Here is a 23413-nt window from a genome sequence, read left to right on the forward strand (position 1 = left end):
CCAGTCTGGCACCGCCGGGTGAACGGTAGGTTGCGACCGTGACCACCCGGGAACGTCTCGAGACCCTCGGACTGCGTGCGGCCCTCGGCCTCCCGGAGCGCGCCCAGCGGATCCTGGCCGGCCGCCGGGTCGTGCACGACGGCCAGGTCCTGGCGGCCGACGTCCAGCTGATGCTGCGCCTCCAGCGGGTCACCCGCGAGGTCGGCGCGGAGACGCTGCCGATCCCGCAGGGCCGCGAGGCGATCCTGCGGCACACCCGGATGACCGGCGGTCGACCGGCGGCCGTCGCCGTGCGCGACCTGGTCGTCGGCGACCTGCCCGCCCGCCTCTACACGCCGGCCACCTCGCGGGGGTCGGGCCCGCTGCTGCTGTTCTTCCACGGCGGCGGCTTCATGTACGGCGACCTCGACTCCCACGACGCCGCGTGCCGGTTCCTCGCCGACCGCTCGGGCGTGCGGGTGCTCGCGGTCGACTACCGGCTCGCGCCGGAGCACCCCTTCCCGGCGGCGTACGACGACGCGCTGGCCGCGCACCGCTGGCTGGTCGACCACGCCGCCGAGGTCGGCGCGGACCCCGGGCGCCTCGCCGTCGGCGGCGACTCCGCGGGAGGCAACCTGGCCGCGGTGGTCGCGATCGAGGCGGCCCGGCGCGGCCTGCCGCTGGCCTTCCAGTTGCTGGTCTACCCGGCCACCGACGCGGTCCGGCAGACCGACAGCGCGGCGTCGTTCGCGGAGGGCTTCTACCTGACCAGGGCCTTCATGGACCTCGCTAACGACAGTTACATCGTCGGGAGCGACCCGACCGACCCCCGCGTCTCGCCGCGGTACGCCGACCTGCCGGCCGGCCTCGCCCCGGCGTACGTCGTGACCGCCGGCTACGACCCGCTCCGCGACGAGGGCGAGGCGTACGCGCGCAAGCTCGCGGAGGCGGGCGTGCACGTGGAGCTGCGCCGGTTCGCGGACCAGATCCACGGCTTCTTCAACGTCGTCGGCGTCGGCCGGACCAGCCGGGCCGCGAACGCCACGATCGCCGCGAAGCTCAAGGCCACGCTCACCTAACGGCGGAAGAAGCCCTTCTTCGACTGCAGCTCCTGCAGCTCCGCGCGGGCCTTCTCCAGTTCGACCGCGAGGTCGCGCGCCTTCTCCTCCGCGGCGACGCGCTCCTCCATCGCGGCCTCGGCGATCTCGGCCTGGCGGCGTACGGCGGCCTCGACCGCGCTGCGGTCCGCGGCCCGCTGCGCCGCGGCCTCCTCGGCCTCGCCCCGGAGCCGCGCCTGCTCGGCGGCCTGGCGCTCGGCGGCCTCGCGCGCCTGCACCGCCTCGTCGAGGCGGGCGAGGGCGTCGCGGAACTGCGCCTCGGCGGACTGACGGTCCGTGGCGGCCGTGGCGGCGAGCTCGGCGTGCGCCCTCGCGTCCTCCTCGGCCGCGCGGCGCTGCTCGAGTGCCTGTGCGGCGGCCCGCTCGGCGGCCTCGCGGGCGGCGGCGTGCGCCTCGGCGGCCACGTCGGCCTCGGCCCGGGCGTCGTGGGCGATGCGTGCCTGCTCGGCCTGGTGCTCCGCGCGCTGGTGCGCGGAGGTCTGGTCGGTGGCCGCCTGGGCGGCGGCCTCGGCCTGCTCACGGGCCCGCATCTCGGCCTGCTCGCGCGCGGACTGCGCCTCCTCGGCGCGGGCGGCGGCCTCCTGCGCGGCTCGCTCGGCGGCCTCGCGTGCCGCGACGGCCTCGGTGGCCGCCTCGACGTGGGACCGGGCGGTGGCCTCGGCCGCCTCCCGGGCGGAGGCGGCCTCGGCGGCCGCGGTCTCCGCGGTGGTCCGCGCCTCGTGCGCCTCGCGGGCGCGGTCGGCGTGCGTGCGGGCGTTCTCGTCGGCGGCGATCCGCGCCTCGTGGGCGGTGCGCAGCGCCTCGGCGAGCTCGGAGGCGGTGCGGTGCGCGGCCTCCTCGGCCGCGGCGGCCCGGGCGGTGGCGGCCGCCTGGTCGCGGGCGACCTCCTCGGCCGCCGTGCGCGCGGCCTGCGCCTGCTCGGCGGTCGCGGCCTGCGAATGCGCGGCCTGCTCGGCCTCGAGCCGCGAGCTGTGCGCCTCGTCGGCGAGCCGGGCGTGCTCGGCGGCGGCCGTGTCCGCGGCGGCGCGCGCCTCGGCCTGCTCGGTGGCCTTCGCCTCGGCGGCCTCCCGCGCGGCGGCCTGCTCGGCGGCCGCCTGCTCCGCCGCGGCCCGGGCCTCCCGCGAGACCAGCACGAAGTCCTCGTGCCCGCGGCGGGCTGCGGCCACCTGCTCGGCCAGCTCCGCGGCCCGGGCCTCGGCGGCCTCACGGTCGGCGTGTGCCTGGCGTGCGGTCTCTGCTGCCTCGCGGGCTCCGGCGTCGGCCGTCTCCCGGGCCGCGGCAGCCGCTGCAGCCAGCTCCGCGTGGGTGCGGGCCGCGTCCTCGGCGTCCGCCCGGGCCGCGTGGGCCTCCTGGGCGCGGCGGGCCTGCTCGGCGGCCGCCTCGTCGGAGGCGGCACGGCCGGTCGCCTGCTCCGCGGCCGCGGCCTCGGCGGCGGCCCGGGCCTCGGCCTGCTGGGCCGCCCGCTCGTCGGCGGCCTGTCGGGCCGCCGCTCCCGTGGCCAGCGCCTCCTCGTGCTCGGCGGCCAGCGCCGCGAGCCGCTTGGCGTGCGCCGCCTGCTGTGCCTCGGCGCGCTCGCTCGCCGCCTGCTCGACCTCGTCGAGGCGGCGGCCGAGCGCGGCCAGCCGCTCGGCGTACGCCGCCTCCTGCTCCTCGACCCGTGCGGCAGCGGCGCGCTCGGCGGCGGCGCGCTCCTCGGCGGCCTGCGCGACCTGCTCGGCGAGCTCCTGCACCCGCGCCTCGGCAGCCTCGCGGTCGGCATGTGCCTGGCGGGCGGTCTCCGCGGCCTCGCGGGCCGCCCGGTCCGCCTCCGCGCGCGCCCGCGTGTCGGCGGTGGCGCGCTCGGCCTGCGCGCGAGCGGCCTCCTCGGCGGACGCCCGCGCGGTCTCCGCTGCGGCGGCGCGTTCCGCGGCGAGGCGCGCGCTCTCCTCGGCCTCGGCCCGCTCAGCGGCCTGCTGCGCGGCCGCCTGCTCGGCGGCGAGCCTGAGGGCGGTGGCGACCTTGGCCGTCTCGACGAGCTTGCGGCCCGCCTCCTCGGCCTCGGCGCGCGCCTGGACGGCGGCGGTGGCGGCCGCCTCGAGCCGCTCCCGCTCGGCCGCGTGCGCGGCGCCCTGCTCCTCGGCGGCACGGCGGGCGTCGTACGCCTCCTGCGCCTTCGCGGCGTGCTCGGCGGCCTGCTCGTCGGCCTCGACGCGCGCCCGGTGGGCGGCCGTGGCGGCCTCCTCGGCGACCAGCCGCTCGGCGGCCTGCTCGGCGGCGGCCTGCTCGGCGCGCCGGCGCAGCTCGGCCGCGCGCTCGATCGCCGCCTGGAGGTCGGCCGGGGTGCGCACGGCCGGCGGCGGCGCGCTCGGGGCCGAGGCCTCGGGCTCCGCCGGGGCCTCCTGCTTGCGCTGCCACCACCGCGTGGTGCTGGCGTCGTTGTCGTCCATCAGCCGAGAGCCTAGGGGTTGGTGGGGCGGGTGTGCAGTCGATCCCGAAGCCGACCGTGACGGCAGCGGCGGTGCCGCGTTGGACCTGCATGACCTGCGTCAAGCACAACCTCCGGATGGTCCGGCTGGTCGTGGGCGGTCGGACCCGCACGCCCGAGCACGCCGCGCTGCTCACCGCCGTCCGTCGTTGCCGGCGGTGCAACCCGCCGGCGCTGCCGCCGCTGCGCTCGCGGGTGTGGGTCCCGCGTGCTCGCGTGGAGCTAGTAGACGAGCGCCTGCACCTCCGGCGCTAGCACTTCCTCGGCAAACGCCGCGGCGCCTGCGATGCGTACGCCGGGCAGCACGTCCTCCTCGGTGATCCCGCGACGGGCCGCGCACTGGGTGCAGACGGTCACCCGCCCCCCGGCGAGCACCGCCCCGACCAGCCCGGCCGGCGCCGCGGCGTGCGGCAGCTCGAACGACTCGCGGCCGGCCACGCCGAGCCACGCGCCCTCACCGGTCAGCCACAGGCTCACCTCGGCGCCCGCGGTCAACGCGGTCGCGGCGACGGTCAGCCCCTGGTTGCAGCGCTCCGGGTCGTCGGAGCCGCAGGTCACCTTGACGACGAGTGGGCGCACGCGATCAGGCTACGCGGCGGCCGGCGTACCCGGCAGGGAGAGGATCTCGGCCTCCCGGTCGGTGTCCATGCCCATCCACTCGGCGATCTCGGGATCGTGGGGACCTGCCATGGCACTCACCTCCTGGCCAAGTGTTCCCCCGCTCCACCTCGGTCATGCGGGAGGCGCGCCGCCTCTAGAGTGAAGGCATGCCGTTCGAGCTCCCCGAGAACCTCCATCCCGACTGCGGCCCGGTCGCCTGGCTGCTGGGGCGCTGGGGCGGGCGCGGGCACGGCGACTACCCGACGATCGAGAAGTTCGAGTACGGCCAGGAGCTCGTCTTCACCCACGACGGCCGGCCGTTCTTCCACTACTTCTCCCGGTCGTGGATCGTCGACGAGCACGGCGAGAAGGTCCGGGAGGCTGCTCAGGAGGCGGGCTTCCTCCGGTGCAAGCCGGGTGGCCACGTCGAGCTGCTGCTCACGCACAACACCGGCTTCGCCGAGATCTGGTACGGCGAGGCCGGGGACGGCAAGCTCGACCTGACCACCGACGCGGTGGTCCGCACCGAGACGGCCAAGGAGTACACGGGCGGCAAGAGGCTGTACGGGAACGTCGAGGGTGACCTCCTGTACGCCTTCGACATGGCCGCGATGGGCCAGGGGCTCCAGCCGCACCTGTGGGCGCGGCTGGTGCGCCAGTGAGGTCGCGGTGAACGAGTCGTGATCGGGTCATGAGGCAGGCATGAGCGAGGACCTCGCGGCCCGTCTGCACAGCCTCGGCTACCGGCTGACGCCGCAGCGGCAGTTCGTCCTCCAGGCCGTCGAGAAGCTCGGCCACGCCACTCCCGACGAGATCCTCGCCGAGGTCCAGTCGCAGTCCAGCGCGGTCAACGTCTCGACCGTCTACCGCACGCTCGAGGTGCTGGAGGAGCTCGGACTGGTCCGGCACACCCACCTGTCCGACCGCGCCCCGACGTACCACTCGGTCACCGATCACGAGCACTTCCACCTGGTCTGCCGGAATTGCCACAAGGTCATCTCGGTTGACCCTGACGAGGTGGCGCCGCTCGCGGAGCGGCTCCGCGGCGAGCACGGGTTCGTGCTCGACATCGGCCACCTGGCCGTGTTCGGCAACTGTGTGGAGTGTGAGAAGGATGCGTAGCCCCCTGCTGGACCTGCCCGGCGCCGTCGCCGCGGACGGGATCGACCGCGACGTCGCCGCCCACTACGGGTCGTTCAACGGCGAGCAGCGCACCCTGGAGAGCGGCGACGGGTTCGTCGACCTCTCGCACCGGGACGTCCTCCGGGTCAGCGGCCCGGACCGGCTGACCTGGCTGCACTCCCTGACCACCCAGCACCTCGAGGCGCTGCCGCCGAAGGTGTGGACCGGCGTCCTGATCCTCAGCCCCCAGGGCCACGTCGAGCACGCCTTCTTCGGGTACGACGACGGCGAGTCCTTCACCGCCCACACCGAGCCCGGCGCTGCCGCGGCGCTCGTGGAGTTCCTGGACCGGATGCGGTTCATGATGCGGGTCGAGGTCGCCGACGTGACCGATGCGCTCGCCGTGACATGGCGCCCGTCCGCCGCCGGCGAGGGGCCGTACGCCGGCTACGAGCTGGTCCCGCGCGACCAGCTCACCGCGTACGCCGAGGCGGCCGGCCCGGCCTGCGGCCTCTGGGCGTTCGAGGCCCTGCGCATCGCGCGCGGCGAGCCGCGGCTGGGCCTGGACACGGACCACCGCACGATCCCGAACGAGGCCGGCTGGGTCGGCCCCGCCGTCCACCTCGACAAGGGCTGCTACCGCGGCCAGGAGACGGTCGCCCGCGTGCACACCCTCGGCCGGCCGCCCCGGCGGCTGACCCTCCTGCACCTCGACGGGTCGGAGAACCGCTTGCCCACCATCGGCGCCGACCTGCTCCTGGGCGACAAGGTCGTCGGCTTCGTCGGCACCTCGGCCCGGCACCACGAGCTCGGCCCGATCGCGCTGGCGATGGTCAAGCGCAACGTCCCGCTCGACGCACAGCTGACGGTCGAGGGCATGCCCGCGGCCCAGGAGGTCCTCGTCGACCCCGAGGTGGGGTTGCACGTCCGTCCGCTGCGCTGATCTCGGATCATCACGGAGACGATCACCGGCCGGCACTGACGACGTCCCGGCGCGAGCAGCTGGAGGCCGAGAGCAGAACCCTCGACCGGTCGCCCGCGGGCCGATGAGCCCTGCGGCCTACCGTGAATCGGGGACCCTGGCTCCATCAGCGGGCCATGCCCTCCTGGGCGATGCTGACTAGTACCTGTGACGACAGTGCAACGACCGGTCGACCTCCGGCTGCTGATGCTCGACATCGACGATGCGAGGAAGACGTGCCACACGATGCGAGAGGTGCCCCACAGTCGAGCAGCTCTGAAGGCGGCAGAGCAGCGGCTGGTGACCGCGCTGGAGGCGTACGCCGCCGCGGTCGCGGCTCGTGGCCTCCCGTTGCCGCACCGCCTCCGGGTGGAGCTCATCGTGTACCGGTCCGTGGTCGCGCACCCGTGAGCCTCAACGAGGTCGGGAGTACATCACGTGCGTGTCCGGCTGGGCGTGGCCGAACCCGAGGCCCGAGTAGAGCGCGACCGCAGGAGCGTTGTCCGACTCGACGTACAGCAGCACCTCGGCGACGCCCCGGGATGCCAGGTGGTGCAGGCCGGCCAGGGTGAGCGTCTTGCCGAGCCCGCGACCCTGAGCCGCGGGGTCGATGCCGACGACGTACACCTCGCCCAGCTCGGCTGAGTGCTGCTTGGTCCAGTGGAAGCCCAGCATCCGGTCGCCGTCCGTCGCCACGAGCAGGCCGGCCGGGTCGAACCAGGGCTCGCCCATCCGCTCGGCGAGGTTCTCGGCGTCCATCGAGCCCTGCTCGGGGTGGTGGGCGAACGCCGCGGCGTTCACCCGGACCAGCTCGCCGGCATCGTCGGGTCGGTAGCTCCGGATCCGCTCGGAGTCGTACGCCGGCAGCGGGACGGTCATGTCGCGCCGCATCACCCAGAGCTGACGCACGCGTTCGAACCCGAGTGACCGCGCGAGCGCGGCGGCGGCCGGGTGGTCGCCGTGCGACCAGGCCCGCACCTCACCGGTTGTCGGGAGGGCCTCGTCTACCAGCGACCGTCCGAGGCCACGACCGCGAGCGGCCGGGTCGACGACCACGCTGAGGTCCGGGCCGATCAGCAGCGCGAAGCCATCGTCGCGCACCCACGACCGGACGGAGTCGGGATGGTGCCGGAGCGCCAGCCAGGTCGCCTCGTCGAGCGGCGCGGCGCCGTCGTGCGCCTCGGCCGCCGCCGCCACCCGCTGGATGGTGTCCACGGTCCGACCCTACGGGCGGCGTCACGTGGTGTTCACACGGCCACGAGCCGAATTGCTCGCGATCGCGACGCAAGGATGAGATTCTGGCGTCGCTCAGATCTTCGGGGGAGGTGAGGGCCCGTGGCCAGACGCGGCCGCAAGCTGGATCCGATCGCTGCGCATCGTCGCCGGCTGGTCCTGGAGACCGCCGGCATCGTGCTGGTCGGCCTGATCGCGTTGGTGCTCGTGGTGCTGGCGCTACGGCGCTGACGCCTCGCGGTCGAGGACCAGGGTGACCGGGCCGTCGTTGACCGACTCGACCCGCATGTCGGCGCCGAAGACGCCGCGCTCGACCCGGGCGCCGAGCCGCTCGAGCTCCGCGCAGACTGCGTCGTACGCCGGTTCGCTGACCGAGCCCGGGGCGGCGGCCTGCCAGGTGGGCCGGCGGCCCTTCCGCGCGTCGCCGTACAGCGTGAACTGGCTGACCACGAGCACCGGCGCGTCCACCTCGGACGCCGACCTCTCGTCGCGGAGCAGCCGCAGCTCCCAGATCTTGCGCGCCGTCCAGGCGACCTCGCCGGGGCCGTCGTCGTGGGTGACGCCGAGGTAGACCAGGAGCCCCGGCTCGTCGATCGCCCCGACGACCGCCCCGTCGACGGTCACGCTGGCCCGGAGCACCCGCTGGATCACTGCTCGCACCCGCCCAGTCTGGCGTCTGGCACGATGCCTGCGTGCCAACGACGTCACCCAGCCAGGTCCTGATCACCGTCGCCCCGACCGGGGCGGAGACAGCGAAGGCGGACTGCCCGCAGCTGCCCACGACGCTCGAGGAGCTGGTCCGGACCGCCCAGGAGTGCGAGGCGGCCGGGGCCGCGATGATCCACGTCCACATCCGCGACGACGAGCACCGGCCCACCCTCGACCGGACCCGGCTCCGCGACACCGTCCAGGCACTCCACGAGCAGACGGACCTGGTCGTGCAGCTCTCGACCGGTGGCTCCGTGCACGACCCGCTCGAGGAGCGCCTGAAGGTCCTCGACGCCCAGCCCGACTCGTGCAGCCTCACGATGGGCACCACGAACTTCGGTGACGACGTCTTCTCCAACCCGTGGCCCTTCGTGTGCGAGCTCTACCAGCTCAGCCAGGAGCGCGAGGTGGTGCCGGAGTTCGAGCTGTTCGACCTGGGCCAGGTGCACGCCGTCCACCGCCTGCTGGACACGTACGGCCTGCCGTACGGCGGCCGCGTGCACTGCGACTTCGTGATGGGCGTGCCGGGCGGGATGCCGGGCACGGCGCCCGCGCTCGTGGCCGCCGTCGGCATGCTCCCGGCCGAGGTCACGAGCTGGTCGGCGACCGGCATCGGCCGCAGCACGCTGCCGGTGATGCTGGCCGCGCTGTCGATGGGTGGCCACCTGCGCGTCGGGATGGAGGACGTGCTGACCCTCGCCCGTGGCGTCCCGGTGGAGCGGAACGCCCAGCTCGTCGAGCGAGCGGTCGCGGCCGCCGCGGTCGCCCAGCGGACGCCCATGCCGGCCTCAGACGCGCGCGCTCTCCTCGGGCTCTGATCCGTCCCTCGCGGCCGTCCCGCCGTGCTCCTTGGTCGGCAGCACGAACCGGTAGCCGACATTGCGCACGGTGCCGATGAGCGTCTCGTTCTCCGGGCCGAGCTTCGCGCGCAGCCGGCGTACGTGCACGTCGACGGTGCGCGTGCCCCCGAAGTAGTCGTAGCCCCAGACCTCCTGGAGCAGCTGCTGGCGGGAGAAGACCCGGCCCGGGTGCTGGGCGAGGAACTTGAGGAGCTCGAACTCCTTGAACGTCAGGTCGAGCGGCCGCCCGCCGACCTTGGCGGTGTACGTCGCGTCGTCGACCAGCACCTCGCCGGACCGGATGACGTGGGACTCGGGGTCGTCGGCGTCGCGCTGGGCGGCCAGCCGGCCGATCGCCAGCTTGATCCGCGCCTCGAGCTCGGCGGGCCCGCACGTGTGCAGGACCACGTCGTCCATGCCCCAGTCGTGGTGGACGACGGCCAGCCCGCCCTCGGTGCAGACCAGGAGCACCGGGACGTCGGTGCCGGTCGTGCGGATCAGCCGGCACAGGTCGCGGGCGTGGGCGAGATCCTGGCGGCCGTCGACCAGCAGCAGGTCGGCGTCCGGCGCCTCGAGGAGCGCGCTGCCCTCGGCGGGCAGGATGCGGACCTGGTGGCCGAGCAGGGCGAGACCGGGCAGCACCTCGGCGGAAGGCTGCAGGGCGCTGGTGAGGAGCAGGAGCGTGCTCATGACTGGTCTCCTCCCGACGGACGGGGAGACCGAAACGCAACGCTGGGCTTCGGCCGGTGTGTCTGGTCGGGAAGAATACCGAACCATGGCCGCCGCTCCGATCGAAGTCCACTACTGGGCCTCCGCCCGCTCTGCGGCCGGGGTCGCCGGAGACAGCCTGGAGGTGGACGGCCCGATCACCCTCGCGGAGGTCGTCCGCCGTGCGGTGGAGCTGCACCCGGGCACCCGGCTGCCTGACGTGCTGCAGATCTGCTCGACCCTGGTCGGTGACCGCCCGGTCAACGCCGAGGATCCGGGGGCGGTCCTGGTGGCCCCGGGCTCGTCGGTGGAGTTCCTCCCGCCGTTCGCCGGCGGCTGATCTCCCGCCAGCCTGCGACCACCCCAGCGCCGCCGAGCCCGCCCAGGGTATTGGCGACCACGTCGACGAAGGTGGCCGACCGGGCCGGGAGGAAGAGGCCCTGGAACAGCTCCACGGAGCCGGCGATGACGAAGGCGTACGCCGTCCAGTCGCGCCAGGTCGTCCGCGGCCAGAGCAGCGACCCGAGCGCCGACACCGGCATCAGGATGATCGCGTTGAGCACGAACTCGACCCGGATCGCGGTCGCCATCCGCTCCGGCACGCCGGCGCCGATCACGAGGTCGGCGACCCAGCCGGCGCTCGTGGACTGGGGGCCGGACGTCGGTGCGAGCAGGACCAGGGCCAGGAACACGCCGTACAGCGCGAGCGCGAGCGCGAGCTGTCGACGGGTCACGGTCGGTGCTGCCACCGGCACACCCTCGCAGGTCGCGTCGGAATGGGTTCGCAGATCTCCGCGTTGCCCCCCATGTGAGCACGGGAGCCTGGGTCGTCCTCGTTGCCGTCGTGGCCGCGCTGGCCTTCGGCGGCTACCGGCTGCTGACCGACGGCCGCTTCCGCGGGACTCGCGACGTCGGTGGTCGGGCAGCGAACGCCAGGGATGCCGGTGGTCGAGCATCGGGCGTCGATGACATCGGTGGTCGAGCAGCGGAGGTCGGTGGCCGAGTAGGGAGCGCCAGCGAGCGTATCGAGACCCCGGGGTCCCTTCTCACCGCCGCGGTCCCCGCAGCGGAGCTCGGGGAGCGGGCCACGCTGCTCCAGTTCTCCTCGGCGTTCTGCGCGCCGTGCCGGGCCACCCGCCGCACCCTGGCGGACGTCGCCGAAGCCGTGCCGGGGGTCGCGCACGTCGAGGTCGACGCCGAGCACCACCTGGACCTCGTCCGCGCCCTCGGCATCCTGCGCACCCCGACGACGCTGGTGCTCGACAGCGTCGGGCGCGAGGTCACCCGGGCGACCGGGGCGCCGCGCAAGGAGCAGGTGCTCGCCGCCCTGGGCTGGGCCTGATGTCCGCATCGTGGATGCCTGTCTCGCGTATCGAGACGTCGAGTGGGTGGCGGCGTACGTCCTTCCCTACTGTGGGAGCCATGTCCACGACACTGCTGACCAGGCGCCGGGCGGTCGACCACTGCCGCGTGCGCTCGTCGCTGTGTCGAATGCGCTGACGCACGGTCGCGCGCTCTTCTCCCTTATCCCTACTGGGTTAGTCAACTAAACTCAGGACGGAAGCCGCCGCTGGGCGTGCCGCGACCTGCAACCGCCCGGCACCGCCCCCGTCAGCAGGAGAGACATGTCCACGACCAGCACCGCCGCCACCACCGGCACCACGGCCGGCATCGACCCTCGCGGTCCCCAGTTCGCCGCCACGATCACCGCGCTCGTCCTGGTGCTGGCGCTGCTGCTGGCCCCGGCCGCTGCCGCGCTCGTGCTGCTGGCGGCCCAGACCGCTGTCTTCGCGGTGGGCGCCGCCCGCGGCGTGCAGCACACGCCGTACTCCTGGCTGTTCCGCACCCTCGTGCGTCCCCGCCTCGCACCGCCGGCCGAGCTCGAGGACCCGGCGCCGCCGCGGTTCGCCCAGGCGGTGGGTCTCGGGTTCGCGGTCGTCGGCCTGCTCGGCTTCGTCAGCGGTGTGGACGTCGTCGGCTACGTGGCCGTCGGCCTCGCGCTGGCGGCGGCACTGCTCAACGCCGTCTTCCGCTTCTGCCTCGGCTGCGAGATGTACCTGCTCCTCCGCCGGGCCACGCGCCGCATGCCCTCCTCGGTGGTCGAGTAGCCGTCGCGAGGAACGAGCGACGGCGTATCGAGACCCAGCACGCTCACACCACAACCCCAGACCCCGCGCCCCTTCCTCGGCGCACAAGAAAGGTAGATGCAATGACCCGCGAGAACTCCCTCGTCACCGCCCAGTGGGTGGAGGACCACCTCGACGACCCGAAGGTGGTGCTGATCGAGGTCGACGAGGACACCACCGCCTACGACAAGGGCCACATCAAGGGCGCCATCAAGCTCGACTGGACGACCGACCTGCAGGACCAGGTCCGCCGCGACTTCGTGAACAAGCAGCAGTTCGAGGCCCTGCTCTCGAGCCGCGGCGTCGCGAACGACGACACCGTGGTGCTGTACGGCGGCAACAACAACTGGTTCGCCGCGTACGCCTACTGGTACTTCAAGCTCTACGGCCACCAGGACGTCAAGCTGCTCGACGGCGGCCGCAAGAAGTGGGAGCTGGACTCCCGCCAGCTCACCGACGAGGTGCCCAGCCGGGACACCACGTCGTACACGGCGCAGGAGCAGGACGCGAGCATCCGCGCGTTCCGCGACGAGACCGTCGCCGCCATCGGTGTCAAGAACCTCGTCGACGTGCGGAGCCCAGACGAGTACGCCGGCCGCCTCATGGCGCCGGCGCACCTGCCGCAGGAGCAGGCGCAGCGCGCCGGCCACGTCCCGACCTCCATCAACGTGCCGTGGAGCAAGGCCGCCAACGACGACGGCACCTTCAAGTCCGACGACGAGCTGCGCGAGATCTACGGCGCTGCCGGCCTGGACGACAGCTTGGAGACCATCGCGCTGTGCCGGATCGGGGAGCGGTCCTCGCACACCTGGTTCGTGCTGAAGGAGCTCCTGGGCCACCAGTCGGTCAAGAACTACGACGGCTCGTGGACCGAGTACGGCTCGCTGGTCGGCGTCCCGATCGCCCTCGGCGACGAGCCCGGCGAGGCCTGACCACCGCCCTCGGTGGCCGGCGGAGCCTGATCAACGCCCTTCGGTGGTCGACCGGCGAGGCTCGATCAGCGCCCTTCGCTGGTCGACCGGCGGAGCCGGAGCAACGTCCTTCGGTGGTCGAGTATCGAGCGCCAGCGAGCGCATCGAGACCACTCCGAACCCAACAAAAGGAACGAAATCATGTGCGGAGCAACTGAAGGCGGCCTGTCGCTCGACGGCATCGACGTCAAGAAGGAGGCGATCGTCCAGGGCCAGGTGGTCCGCGGCGGTGAGCCGGTCGGCAACGCCTACGTGCGACTGCTGGACCGGACGGGGGAGTTCACCGCCGAGGTCCCGACCTCGGCGACCGGGCACTTCCGGTTCTTCGCCGGCGACGGCGACTGGACGCTGCGCACGCTCGCGCCCAAGTCGGAGCCAGTGGACAAGAAGGTGCACGCGGCGGTCGGCTCGGTGGCCGAGGTGGTCGTCGCACTCTGACGAGCCAGAGCTCATGGGATCACGGACCGCTGGACTAGACCGGCGGTCCGTTTTCTCATGGTGAGCGTGCCGTCGGGGAGGACGGGCGGGACGCCGCGGACAGAAGTGCCCGATCGGACAGGTCGACCGATCGGCCGTGTCGGTGGTTGACTTTCCCCAAACTTGGGGATGCGGGACGCAGGCCGATCGACGACGTGGGGTGACGAACCGTGAAGAGGACGTTGCTGGCAACGATCGCCACGTTGCTGATCGCTCTCGGCTGGAGCCCGGCTCTCGCGGGACCCAACGACGGCTATCCCGGTGTCGTGCAGCCCGACGCGGGCGCGCACGGCCCGCACAAGGCCAAAGCGGGCAAGAAGATCGAGGTCCGCGCGAGCGTCGACGTTGCCTCCAACGGATCTCCGTGCCGCGGGAAGTTCATGCTCAAGGTCACTCCGAAGGGGGCGACCAGCGATGCGCGGCTGTTGAAGCTGTTCAAGGACACCAACGGCCAGGATCGCGTATTCACCTTCACGATCGACGAGCCCGGCAAGTACATCGTGAAGGTGCGCTTCGTCCCGGAGTACCGCAGCCCGTGCAAGGGCGCGCACGACGAGTACACCATCACCATCACCTGACCCGGACTAGTCCGGGCCATGGCTCGGATGGGACCACTTCCATCCGAATGGCTGACCGCGACGGGGTGGGTGTGTGGTTGACTGCCCCTCGGAAACCCCGACTACGCATGGGACTGTGATGAAGAAGCTGATCGTCGGCATCGCCGGTGCTGCACTGCTCGTATCGAGCGCCGGCTCGGCTGCCTTCGCGGGCCCGCACGACGGCTACCCCGGCGTGATCAAGACCCAGACGACGGTCAGCGGCCCCGGGAAGGCCAAGGTCGGGCAGACCAAGACCTACAACGCCAAGCTCGTCGTGGCCTCCGACGGCAACCCGTGCAAAGGCACGTTCGACCTGAAGGTCACCAAGGGCGACGACACCGTCCAGACCGGCTCGAAGCCCCTCGGTGACGGCAACCGCTCGTTCGACGTGACCTTCGACCACGGCAAGGGCAAGTACGTCGTCAAGGTGCGGTTCATCCCGTCGAACCAGAACGCGTGCAAGGGCTCGAACGGCGCGAAGAACGTCCAGGTCAAGAAGAAGTAGGGCCGGTAGCCGGACACTCGAGCATTGACGCACTGTCGCTCTAGCTGTCCACCTACCATCGCGCCATGCGCCTCCGCCGGTCACGGCTGACCACCATCGTCCTGGTCCTGGCCGGCCTACTCGTCCTCGCGGCGCTCTGGGTGGGCTGGCAGGCGTGGCACGTCAAGAACGACCTCACCGCGGCCGGCGCCGACGCCCACCACCTCCGATCGGCGCTCGAGACCGGGGATCGGAGTCAGATCGACGTCGCCCTCGGCAGCCTCCAGGTGCACAGCGCGGACGCCGCTGACCGGACCGGGGGCGTCACGTGGTCGGCCCTGGCTCACCTGCCTGGGTGGGGGGACGACGCGCGAGGGGTGCGGGTCGTGAGCGAGGTGATCGCGGACCTGAGCAACGATGGACTGGAGCCGATCGTCGAGTCCGCCAGCAAGCTCGGCACGTTGCTGCCGAAGGACGGCACGGTCTCGATCGACGCGGTTCGCGAGCTCCAGGGGCCGGTTTCCCAGGCCACCACTGCACTAGACCGCGCGGACGCGCGCATGCAGGGTCAGGACCCCTCCGGCTTCATCCAGCTGCTGCGCGACCAGTACCGCGACCTCGCGGACCAGCTCGACGATGCTGCGCACACGATGAGGTCGGCGGACACCGCCCTCGCCGTGCTCCCCGCGATGTTGGGCGCCGATGGCCCCCACAACTATCTCCTGGTCTTCCAGAACAACGCCGAGATCCGGGCGACTGGCGGCCTACCGGGGGCGATTGCGCTGATCCGATCCGACCACGGACAGATCAAGATGGTCCGGCAGGTCACCGCGGGATCCTTTGGGTTCCGCGGCACTCCCGTGCTGCCGTTGACGGAGGCGGAGCACGAGATCTACAACCATCAGCTCGGCACCTATTTCCAGGACGCGAACTTCACGCCCGACTTCCCGCGCACCGCTGACCTGATGCGGGCCAGGTGGGAGGAGGAGCATCCTGAGCGACTCGACGGGATCCTGTCGCTGGACGCGGTCACGACCGGCTACCTGTTGCGGGCGACGGGCACCGTGCCGGTGGACGGGGTGTCCCTGACCGCCGACAACGCCGTCGACCAGTTGCTGCGGATGCCCTACCTGCGCCTCGACCCAGCCGGACAGGACGCCTTCTTCGCCGACGTCTCCCACGCCGTCTTCGACCGGGTATCGAAGGGCGACGCCGATCCTCGGACGGTTCTCGAGGAGCTGACCCGGGGAGCGCGCGAGGGCCGGGTCTACGTGCACTCGTTCCACACCGACGAACAGGCCGCCCTGGCCGGAACCGAGGTCGCGGGCGAGTTCGTCACCGACGGGTCGTCCACGCCGGCCGTCAACGTGACCTTGAACGACACGACCGGTTCGAAGATGTCCTACTACCTCCAGTACGACGTGACGGCAAAGGCAACCTCCTGCTCGGACGGAGCCCAGAGGCTCGAGGTCCATGCCGAGGCGACGTCGGCGGCGCCACGGAACGCCGCCCAGCTGCCGGCCTCGGTGACCGGCGGCGGGAACCACGGCGTCGACCCGGGCAAGCAGCTGGTCACGGTTCGCCTCTTCGCGCCCGTGGGCGGCGTCATCGCGCACTTCCGGATCAACGGCAAGGGCTTCCCCCCCGACGACATCGACATCACCGGTCGACCGGTGTCCACGGCGTACCTCTACCTCACACCGGGGGAGACGGTCGACGTCGACTGGATGCTCGTCACGGGAGCGGACCAGACCGGACCGACCGACCTGCGGGTGACTCCCTCGATCGAGAGCTCCTCCTCGGCATCGGTGCCGAGTGCCTGCTGAGGGTCATGGACAGTCCCTACACTGTCGGCGCAGTGCCAGGAGCCCAGGTGGCGATGACGGGGGAGACGTGACGGAGACGACGGCGAGGTCGGGCGCGACCGTCCTCGTGACCGGTGGAACGGGATCCTTCGGATCGACCGTGGTACGACGCCTGCTGACGACCGACGTCGCGGAGGTGCGCGTCCTCAGCCGCGACGAGCTGAAGCAGGATGACATGCGGCGGGCGATCAGCGATCCCCGGTTGCGGTTCTACCTCGGCGACGTGCGCGACTACGACAGCGTCGACCGAGCAACCCGGGGTGTGGCGTACACCTTCCACGCGGCCGCGCTCAAGCAGGTGCCGAGCTGCGAGTTCTTCCCTCTGGAGGCAGTGCGGACGAACGTCTTCGGGAGCTCCAACGTCATCGAGGCGTGCAACGCGAACGGCGTGGGGTCCCTCGTCTGCCTTGGCACCGACAAGGCGGCCTACCCGGTCAACGCCATGGGCATGTCGAAGGCGATGATGGAGAAGGTCGCCCAGGCGTTCGCCCGCAACAACCCCACTGCCGCAACGACGGTCTCGACCGTGCGGTACGGCAACGTGATGATGTCGCGCGGCTCGGTGATCCCGCTGTTCGCCGAACAGGCGCTGGCCGGGAAGCCGATGACGGTCACCGACCCGCACATGACCCGCTTCCTGATGTCCCTCGACGAGGCGGTGGAACTCGTGGAGCACGCGTTCGGACACGCACGCCCAGGTGACCTGTTCATCCGCAAGGCGCCCGCGTGCACCGTCGAGACGCTCGCGCTCGCGGTGGCCACGGCCCTCGGCGTCGAACCTCAGATCCAGGTGATCGGCACCCGGCACGGTGAGAAGCTCTACGAGACCCTCGCCACGCGCGAGGAGCTCTTCCGCGCTGAGGACCAGGGCGACTACTTCCGGGTCGCCGTCGACGCCCGCGACCTCAACTACGGCGAGTACTTCGAGCAGGGCGACGTCCGGGAGTCCGCCGCCGACGACTACCATTCGCACAACACCCTGCGACTCGGCGTCGGCGAGGTAGTCGATGTGCTCAAAAACCTGCCGGCATTCAGGGCGCTGATCGAGTCGTGACTGTGCGATGCCCCCGTCGCGTGGTACTGGTCCACCGGTACTTCGTTCCCGACACCCCGCCGTATGCATCGATGCTGTCGGCGATCGCGGCGCGCCTGGCCGATGATGGCCACGACGTGGTCGTGCTGACCTGCCAGCCGTCATACGGATCGCGCGCCCGCGCGGCCGCGAGGGAGCGGGTGGACGACTACCGGGTCGTGCGCTGGCGAGTGCTGGACGACCGCCGATCGGCGGGACGCAAGCTGCTCAACTCCGCCTGGTTCTGCGCTCGGCTCCTCGTCGGCCGCCGGCACTGGCGAGGCGCGGACGTGATCATGGCAGCCACGACGCCGCCGGTCGTCGTCGCGCTCGTGTGCTCACTGATCGCGCGCGCCTGCGGGGCTCGATTCGTCTATCACAAACAGGACATCTGGCCGGAGGTGTCGACGGCCCGGGGCGTCCTCAGCTCGACGCTGCGCAAGATGGACGGCGCCACCGACCGGCGGGCATGGCGGGTCGTAACTCTCTCGGAGGACATGGCGCGCACGACGCGGAGCCGCCCTGGCGGAGACTCGGTCGAGGTTATGGTCTTGAACAACTTCGACCCGTGGGCCCTCGACGAGCCGACCATCGAGCGCCGTCGCCGCGACGGCCTCCGCATTGTCTACGCTGGCAACCTCGGCCGGTTCCAGGGCCTCGAGCATCTCGTCGAGGTGGTGCGGGCCGCGCGTGACCTGGACGGCATCGAGTGGCACTTCTTCGGGGACGGCTCGATGCGCTCCGAGATCGAAGCCCTGGCCGCGTCGTCCGCAAGCGTCCACTGCCACGGGCACCGGCCCCCGGACGAGATCGCTGAATTCGTCCAGGACTCCGACCTGGGCTGCGTCTCTCTGAATGAAGGTGTCATCCAGGCGGCGTACCCGAGCAAGATCCTGACCTACCTCCGGCACGGGCTCCCCGTGCTGGCCCTGGTCGAGCCTGACAGCGAGATGGCCCGGATGATCGCGACCGAGGACATCGGCATTGTCGTCCGCCAGCCGGACCACGCGCTCGCCGCCGAGCAGCTCGGGAAGCTTGCGGTCGACCGCGACCGACTGGTTGCCATGCGCGCGCGCTCGAAGTCGGTGTACGAGCAGCGGTTCGCGATGTCACGGGCGCTCGACACCTGGTCGGTTCTGGTGGAAGGCCGCTGATGATCGGCGACCGCCTCCTCAAGATCCTCGACCTGGTGGTCGCGGCCGCGGCGCTTGTGGTGACGGCGCCTCTCGTCGTGATGGCCGCGCTCGGGATCAAGCTGACCTCGCACGGGCCGGTGCTATACCGAACGACGCGGGCGGGGGTCGGCGGCACGCCGTTCTCGATGTTGAAGCTGCGCACGATGCACGTGGGACGTGAGGACTCCGGCCGGGTGACCAGTGGCAGCGATGCCCGGGTCTTCCCGTTCGGTCGCTTGCTCCGTCGGTTCAAGCTGGACGAGTTGCCGCAGTTGGTCAATGTGCTGCATGGTCAGATGGCGCTGGTCGGGCCCCGGCCAGAGGATCTCAGCATCGTGCGTGGCCACTACACCGCGCAGATGTGGAAGACGCTGAGCGTCCCACCGGGCGTCACCAGTGTTGGGTCTCTGCACTACTACGCGATGGAGTCGTCGCTCCCTGGAGATCCAGCGGAGGCTGAGCGGGTCTACCTCGAGGAGCTCCTCGCCCGGAAGGCGGCGCTCGATCTCGTCTACATCGAGAACCGCTCCTTGGGCTACGCCCTGCAGGTGCTGGTGCGAACCGCGTTCGGCATCCTCGGCCGCCACCAGGTGTTCGTCCGGAAGATGGCTTGGGAGCAAGAGACCGCCGATGCCTACCTGCGGAGCCAGCGCCCATGAGTGCCGCCGGAGAGCTGCGTCCCGTCGTCCTGATCGGTGCCGCGCGGTCGGGGACCAAGGCGTGCCGTGACGCCCTCGCGATCGCCGCCGGCGTGCCGGCGGTGCCGTACGACGTGGGCTTCGTGTGGCGGCAGGGCAACGAGTCCGCTCCCGACGACATCTTGGCACCCGCGCTCGCGACGCCGCGGATCGCCGGCCGCGTCCGCAGATACCTCGACCGGTACGCCGACGCCGATGGCCGGGTCATCGAGAAGACGGTGGGCAACACACTCCGAGTCCCGTTCGTCGACGCAGTCGTCCCCGATGCGACGTATGTCCACCTCGTCCGGGATGGCGTGGATGTCGTCGAGTCCGCCCGTCGACAGTGGCAAGCGCCTTCCGACAAGCGCTATCTGCTCAAGAAGGCGAGGCACTTCCCACCTCACCTCCTGGGGTCGTACGGCGTGAAGTTCCTGCGGAACAACTTCCGACGCGGTCACCATGGGCATGTGAAGAGCTGGGGCCCTCGCTATCCAGGCATCGACGACGACGTGCGGGCAGGTGATGTGCTGACCGTCTGCGCACGGCAGTGGAGCGAGTGCGTGAATCGGGCGAGCGCCGAACTCGACGGCCTGCATCCCCGCGTGATCGACGTGAGCTACGAGGCGCTCGTACGCGAGCCTGCGGTGACGCTGGCGGGCATCCTCAACCAGATGCCCGGCTACACGACGAGCCCCGACCGGCTCGCTCGTGCCGCGGCGACCCTCATCGTCCGGAGCGACGGCGCGGCGCGGGGTCGGCTAACTGCAGCCGAGCGGACGACGCTGAGCAGGGAGATCGACAGCACGCTGGAGAGGCTCGGTTATGAACCGGTCTGAACACGCCGTGCCCTTCGCGCTGCCCGACATCACCGAGGACGAGATCGAGGCGGTCACCGAGGTGCTCCGCTCCCGCTGGATCACGACTGGTGCGCAGGCCGCTGCGTTCGAGGAAGAGTTCGCGGTCGCGGTCGGGGCTCCCCATGCCGTCGCGCTCAACTCCTGCACGGCCGCTCTGCACTTGAGCCTCGAGGCGCTCGGAGTCGGGCCCGGCGATCTCGTTTACGTGCCCACGTACACTTTCGCCGCGTCGGCCGAGGTGGTGCGGTATCTCGGCGCGGTGCCAGTCCTGGTCGATATCGACCCCGACACCCTCAACATCGATGTCCGCGCGCTCCGAGCCTTGGTCGAGGGCGCGGCCCGCGCTGAGGCTGGGCGGCCGGCGGCCGTCGTGCCGGTGCACATGGCCGGAGTGAGCTGCGACATGGACGAGATCTGGGAGCTGGCACGCGAGTTCGGTCTTGTCGTCGTCGAAGACGCGGCGCACGCATTCCCCGCGACCTACCGGGGCCGGCCGGTCGGCACGACGCCGGACGACGTCCGGTCGACGGTGTGCTACTCGTTCTATGCGACCAAGACACTGACGACCGGTGAGGGCGGTATGGTCGTGACCCGCGACGAGGAGGTCGCGGAGCGGGTCCGGATGATGAGCTTGCACGGCCTGTCGCGCCAAGCATGGGCTCGTTACAGCGGCGGGACCTGGCGCTATGACATCCTCGCGCCCGGCTACAAGTACAACCTCACCGACATCGCCGCCGCTCTCGGTCGGGTCCAGCTCCGCAGGGCGCACGACATGCACCTGCGCCGCACGATGATCGCGGCCCGCTACTCGGAGATGTTCGCTGACTTGGCGGTTGACCTCCCGACGGTCCCAGAGGACCGCACCAGCGCCTGGCACCTCTACCTGCTGCGACTGCACGAATCCCGGATCGTGGACCGGGACGGGGTGATCGAGGGCCTGCGCAAGGCGGGCGTCGGGATCAGCGTTCACTTCATCCCGCTCCACCTGCACACGTACTACCGCGAGACGTACCGGGTCACCCCGGAGCAGTTCCCGGTCGCCACCCGCGAGTTCGAGCGGGCGTTCTCGCTCCCCATGTGGAGCGCGATGTCCGTGGAAGACGTCGAACACGTGGTGACCATGGTCCGAGGGGAGCTCGCGTGAGCGTCGTCCTCACCGGAGGCGAAGGCTTCCTCGGCTGGCACCTGGCGTGCAGACTGCGCGCCAGGCACGGCATGACGCCCGTCCGGCTCGGTCGCGGTGCGCTCGACCCGGCGGCGTTCGGAACAGCCGACACCGTCTTCCATCTCGCCGGCGTCAGCCGGGCGGCGACGTCTGAGGAAGTCGAAGAGGGCAATGTCGAGGTCGCCCAGCGGACTGCCGACGCCATCCGTCTGGCGTCCCGGCCGGTTCGGCTCGTCTATGCGAACTCCATCCAGGCCGACCTCGACGACCCTTACGGTCGCGGCAAGCGTCGGGCGGGGGAACTGCTGGCCAAGGCGATCGATGACGTCGGTGGACGGTACGTCGACGTTCGTCTGCCGAACCTGTTCGGCGAGCACGGGCGGCCGTCGTACAACTCCTTCGTGGCGACGTTCGCGGACGCTGTGGCGCGGGGCGAGGTGCCGACCGTGACCGAGGATCGCGAGGTCCCGCTGCTGCACGCCCAGCGGGCAGCAGCGACCCTGATCATGGCGGCCGACGGCCCCGACAACACCGTGCGTCCCGCTGCTGAGTCGCACACTGTGTCCGACGTGCTGGCCCGGCTGCAGAGCTACCACGCTTTGTACGCCGGTCGGGGCGAGGTGCCCTCGCTGGGTGACCCGTTCGACGTGGACCTCTTCAACACCTACCGATCCTTCGTCTTCCCCGCCGCGTTCCCGATGCGCCCCGACCTCCACGAGGACACTCGTGGACGGCTGTTCGAGACGGTCCGCTCGCACGGCGGCACCGGCCAGTCCTTCGTGTCGACGACCCTGCCAGGCGCGACCCGCGGCGACCACTACCACCTGCATAAGGTCGAGCGCTTCGCCGTGGTGAGCGGCGAGGCGGAGATCTCGCTGCGTCGTCTCTACGATACGGGCGTGTTGCGTTTCCGGATCTCGGGAGACGCCCCTGCCTTCGTCGACATGCCCACGATGTGGGTTCACAACATCACCAACGTCGGTGACTCCGAGCTCGTGACGGTGTTCTGGGCCGACCAGCTGCTCGACCCCCACGATCCTGACCAGTACCCCGAGCGTGTAGAGGTGAGCGCACCGTGAAGGTCATGACCGTCGTCGGAACCCGGCCCGAGATCATTCGTCTCTCGCGAGTGATTGCACGACTCGACGAGACCGTTAACCACGTCCTAGTGCACACCGGCCAGAACTACGATCACCAGCTCAACCAAGTGTTCTTCGACGATCTCGGACTGCGCCCTCCCGACCACAACCTCCACGTGGACACCTCATCGCTAGGGTCGGTCCTCGGCGGAACCTTGGGCGGTGTGGAGCGCGTCATCGAGGCCGAGCGTCCTGATGCCTTCCTTGTTCTCGGCGACACGAACTCGTGCATCGGGGCGGTCATGGCCAAACGGATGCACGTGCCCGTGTATCACATGGAGGCCGGCAACCGGTGTTTCGACGAGAACGTCCCGGAGGAGACGAATCGGCGGCTGATCGACCACGTTGCAGACTTCAATCTCGCGTACACCGAGCACGCGCGCCGCAACCTCCTAGCCGAGGGTTTGCACCCGCGCCGCGTAATCGTCACGGGGTCGCCGATGCGGGAGGTGCTCGAGTACTTCCGACCTCAGATCGACGCCTCGGACGCGGTTGAGCGGCTCGGTCTTGAGCCGAGCGGCTACTTCCTCGTATCGGCGCACCGACAGGAGAATGTCGATCCGCCCGGTCAGCTTCGCATGCTTCTTGACTGTCTGCAACGAGTGCACGACACCTGGCAGCTGCCAATCGTGGTCTCAACCCATCCGCGGACCCGTAGGCGGCTCGCGGAACTGGACACGACCATCGATGGCGACATCCGATGGCTGGAGCCGTTCGGATTCCGGGACTACAACAAGCTCCAGATCAATGCAGCCTGCGTCCTGTCCGACAGTGGGACCATCGCCGAGGAGAGCTCTGTTCTGGGGTTCCCGGCCGTGACTCTGCGGGAGTCGATCGAGCGACCGGAGGCCTTGGAGACTGGCGCTCTCATGATGACGGGACTAGTAGCGGACGACCTCGTTCAAGCGCTCCGGGTCGTGATGGCAGACCCCGTGTCGTCCACCGCCGTTCCGACGGACTACCTGGTACCCGACACCAGCCGGCGAGTCGTCCGGTTCCTGTTGTCAACCGCCGGTCGTCATCAGGACTGGGCGGGTATTAGGGCGCGCTCATGAGGAAGCGAGGCGAACG

At 71.1% G+C, this 23413-nt stretch carries 28 protein-coding genes; 22 read left to right on the forward strand and 6 right to left on the reverse strand.

Translation table 11 applies throughout. From position 1 onward, the window contains the following. Positions 1 to 38: 38 nt before the first annotated feature. A complete protein-coding gene (locus tag ACVW2K_RS05755; protein WP_457201860.1) occupies positions 39 to 1058 on the forward strand; it encodes an alpha/beta hydrolase in 1020 nt (339 codons plus the stop codon). Here ACVW2K_RS05755 and ACVW2K_RS05760 read toward each other — a convergent pair. Next, positions 1055 to 3523: a hypothetical protein gene (locus tag ACVW2K_RS05760; protein ID WP_457201861.1), complete on the reverse strand. Its 2469-nt coding sequence runs from the start codon at positions 3521 to 3523 to the stop codon at positions 1055 to 1057. The genes ACVW2K_RS05755 and ACVW2K_RS05760 overlap by 4 nt on opposite strands. Positions 3524 to 3783: 260 nt before the next feature. Beyond that, entirely contained in the window at positions 3784 to 4140 is a 357-nt protein-coding gene (locus ACVW2K_RS05765; protein ID WP_457201862.1) for a DsrE family protein, read from the reverse strand. A gap of 188 nt (positions 4141 to 4328) precedes the next feature. Between ACVW2K_RS05765 and ACVW2K_RS05770 the strand changes: the two genes are divergently transcribed. The 4 genes from ACVW2K_RS05770 to ACVW2K_RS05785 all read left to right on the forward strand — a co-directional run bounded on the left by ACVW2K_RS05770 (position 4329) and on the right by ACVW2K_RS05785 (position 6655). Then, positions 4329 to 4823 (forward strand): nitrobindin family protein, encoded by a 495-nt coding sequence (locus tag ACVW2K_RS05770; RefSeq protein WP_028636580.1) that lies wholly within the window; start codon positions 4329 to 4331, stop codon positions 4821 to 4823. Positions 4824 to 4863: 40 nt separating this feature from the next. After that, positions 4864 to 5283 carry a Fur family transcriptional regulator gene (locus tag ACVW2K_RS05775; protein ID WP_028636579.1) on the forward strand — a complete coding sequence of 140 codons (420 nt, stop codon included), beginning with the start codon at positions 4864 to 4866 and terminating at the stop codon, positions 5281 to 5283. Further along, on the forward strand, positions 5276 to 6226 hold the full coding sequence (gene ygfZ, locus ACVW2K_RS05780) for a CAF17-like 4Fe-4S cluster assembly/insertion protein YgfZ (RefSeq protein ID WP_457201863.1): 951 nt from the start codon (positions 5276 to 5278) through the stop codon (positions 6224 to 6226). The genes ACVW2K_RS05775 and ygfZ overlap by 8 nt, the downstream gene beginning before the upstream one ends. A 186-nt stretch (positions 6227 to 6412) precedes the next feature. After that, positions 6413 to 6655: a hypothetical protein gene (locus tag ACVW2K_RS05785; RefSeq protein ID WP_155991981.1), complete on the forward strand. Its 243-nt coding sequence runs from the start codon at positions 6413 to 6415 to the stop codon at positions 6653 to 6655. Positions 6656 to 6658: 3 nt separating this feature from the next. On the opposite strand, the gene mshD is transcribed toward ACVW2K_RS05785, so the two are convergent. Then, complete coding sequence (gene mshD, locus ACVW2K_RS05790) at positions 6659 to 7459, reverse strand: mycothiol synthase (protein WP_457201864.1); 801 nt, start codon at positions 7457 to 7459, stop codon at positions 6659 to 6661. A 120-nt stretch (positions 7460 to 7579) separates the two neighbouring features. Between mshD and ACVW2K_RS05795 the strand changes: the two genes are divergently transcribed. Then, positions 7580 to 7708 carry a hypothetical protein gene (locus ACVW2K_RS05795; RefSeq protein ID WP_269320322.1) on the forward strand — a complete coding sequence of 43 codons (129 nt, stop codon included), beginning with the start codon at positions 7580 to 7582 and terminating at the stop codon, positions 7706 to 7708. Here the strand turns inward: ACVW2K_RS05795 and dtd are convergent. Further along, positions 7697 to 8137: a D-aminoacyl-tRNA deacylase gene (dtd, locus tag ACVW2K_RS05800; protein WP_457201865.1), complete on the reverse strand. Its 441-nt coding sequence runs from the start codon at positions 8135 to 8137 to the stop codon at positions 7697 to 7699. The genes ACVW2K_RS05795 and dtd overlap by 12 nt on opposite strands. A 32-nt stretch (positions 8138 to 8169) precedes the next feature. Here dtd and ACVW2K_RS05805 point away from each other — a divergent pair, with 32 nt between their 5' ends. Next, positions 8170 to 9003 carry a BKACE family enzyme gene (locus tag ACVW2K_RS05805; RefSeq protein ID WP_036569575.1) on the forward strand — a complete coding sequence of 278 codons (834 nt, stop codon included), beginning with the start codon at positions 8170 to 8172 and terminating at the stop codon, positions 9001 to 9003. On the opposite strand, the gene ACVW2K_RS05810 is transcribed toward ACVW2K_RS05805, so the two are convergent. Then, positions 8974 to 9714 (reverse strand): response regulator transcription factor, encoded by a 741-nt coding sequence (locus ACVW2K_RS05810; RefSeq protein WP_036569572.1) that lies wholly within the window; start codon positions 9712 to 9714, stop codon positions 8974 to 8976. The genes ACVW2K_RS05805 and ACVW2K_RS05810 overlap by 30 nt on opposite strands. Before the next feature lie 85 nt (positions 9715 to 9799). Here ACVW2K_RS05810 and ACVW2K_RS05815 point away from each other — a divergent pair, with 85 nt between their 5' ends. Next, the gene (locus ACVW2K_RS05815; protein ID WP_028636573.1) at positions 9800 to 10072 is read left to right on the forward strand and encodes a MoaD/ThiS family protein; all 273 of its coding nucleotides are present in this window, start codon (positions 9800 to 9802) and stop codon (positions 10070 to 10072) included. Here ACVW2K_RS05815 and ACVW2K_RS05820 read toward each other — a convergent pair. After that, on the reverse strand, positions 9993 to 10481 hold the full coding sequence (locus tag ACVW2K_RS05820; protein WP_457201866.1) for a VanZ family protein: 489 nt from the start codon (positions 10479 to 10481) through the stop codon (positions 9993 to 9995). The two genes, ACVW2K_RS05815 and ACVW2K_RS05820, sit on opposite strands and share 80 nt — an antisense overlap. A 59-nt stretch (positions 10482 to 10540) precedes the next feature. Here ACVW2K_RS05820 and ACVW2K_RS05825 point away from each other — a divergent pair, with 59 nt between their 5' ends. From ACVW2K_RS05825 to wecB, 14 genes are all read left to right on the forward strand, one after another. Further along, entirely contained in the window at positions 10541 to 11074 is a 534-nt protein-coding gene (locus ACVW2K_RS05825; RefSeq protein WP_457201867.1) for a TlpA family protein disulfide reductase, read from the forward strand. Positions 11075 to 11357: 283 nt separating this feature from the next. Beyond that, the gene (locus tag ACVW2K_RS05830; RefSeq protein ID WP_457201868.1) at positions 11358 to 11840 is read left to right on the forward strand and encodes a DUF4395 domain-containing protein; all 483 of its coding nucleotides are present in this window, start codon (positions 11358 to 11360) and stop codon (positions 11838 to 11840) included. 101 nt (positions 11841 to 11941) lie between these two features. After that, complete coding sequence (locus ACVW2K_RS05835) at positions 11942 to 12790, forward strand: sulfurtransferase (protein ID WP_028636570.1); 849 nt, start codon at positions 11942 to 11944, stop codon at positions 12788 to 12790. Between the two features lie 180 nt (positions 12791 to 12970). After that, a complete protein-coding gene (locus tag ACVW2K_RS05840; protein WP_457201869.1) occupies positions 12971 to 13267 on the forward strand; it encodes a DUF1416 domain-containing protein in 297 nt (98 codons plus the stop codon). Positions 13268 to 13509: 242 nt separating this feature from the next. Next, positions 13510 to 13884 (forward strand): hypothetical protein, encoded by a 375-nt coding sequence (locus ACVW2K_RS05845; protein WP_457201870.1) that lies wholly within the window; start codon positions 13510 to 13512, stop codon positions 13882 to 13884. Between the two features lie 118 nt (positions 13885 to 14002). Then, positions 14003 to 14410: a hypothetical protein gene (locus tag ACVW2K_RS05850; RefSeq protein WP_457201871.1), complete on the forward strand. Its 408-nt coding sequence runs from the start codon at positions 14003 to 14005 to the stop codon at positions 14408 to 14410. Between the two features lie 65 nt (positions 14411 to 14475). Next, the gene (locus ACVW2K_RS05855; protein ID WP_457201872.1) at positions 14476 to 16215 is read left to right on the forward strand and encodes a DUF4012 domain-containing protein; all 1740 of its coding nucleotides are present in this window, start codon (positions 14476 to 14478) and stop codon (positions 16213 to 16215) included. Positions 16216 to 16282: 67 nt separating this feature from the next. Continuing rightward, the gene (locus ACVW2K_RS05860) at positions 16283 to 17308 is read left to right on the forward strand and encodes a polysaccharide biosynthesis protein (protein WP_457201873.1); all 1026 of its coding nucleotides are present in this window, start codon (positions 16283 to 16285) and stop codon (positions 17306 to 17308) included. A gap of 71 nt (positions 17309 to 17379) precedes the next feature. Beyond that, on the forward strand, positions 17380 to 18480 hold the full coding sequence (locus ACVW2K_RS05865) for a glycosyltransferase family 4 protein (RefSeq protein WP_457201874.1): 1101 nt from the start codon (positions 17380 to 17382) through the stop codon (positions 18478 to 18480). Next, positions 18480 to 19160 carry a sugar transferase gene (locus ACVW2K_RS05870; protein ID WP_457201875.1) on the forward strand — a complete coding sequence of 227 codons (681 nt, stop codon included), beginning with the start codon at positions 18480 to 18482 and terminating at the stop codon, positions 19158 to 19160. Before ACVW2K_RS05865 ends, ACVW2K_RS05870 begins: the two co-directional genes overlap by 1 nt. Beyond that, positions 19157 to 20017: a sulfotransferase gene (locus ACVW2K_RS05875; RefSeq protein ID WP_457201876.1), complete on the forward strand. Its 861-nt coding sequence runs from the start codon at positions 19157 to 19159 to the stop codon at positions 20015 to 20017. Before ACVW2K_RS05870 ends, ACVW2K_RS05875 begins: the two co-directional genes overlap by 4 nt. Then, entirely contained in the window at positions 20004 to 21182 is a 1179-nt protein-coding gene (locus ACVW2K_RS05880; protein ID WP_457201877.1) for a DegT/DnrJ/EryC1/StrS family aminotransferase, read from the forward strand. The genes ACVW2K_RS05875 and ACVW2K_RS05880 overlap by 14 nt, the downstream gene beginning before the upstream one ends. Further along, a complete protein-coding gene (locus ACVW2K_RS05885; RefSeq protein ID WP_457201878.1) occupies positions 21179 to 22282 on the forward strand; it encodes a polysaccharide biosynthesis C-terminal domain-containing protein in 1104 nt (367 codons plus the stop codon). Before ACVW2K_RS05880 ends, ACVW2K_RS05885 begins: the two co-directional genes overlap by 4 nt. Positions 22283 to 22287: 5 nt before the next feature. Further along, on the forward strand, positions 22288 to 23397 hold the full coding sequence (gene wecB / locus ACVW2K_RS05890) for a non-hydrolyzing UDP-N-acetylglucosamine 2-epimerase (protein WP_457204050.1): 1110 nt from the start codon (positions 22288 to 22290) through the stop codon (positions 23395 to 23397). Positions 23398 to 23413: the final 16 nt, after the last annotated feature.

The organism is Nocardioides sp. HB32, from assembly GCF_054058995.1.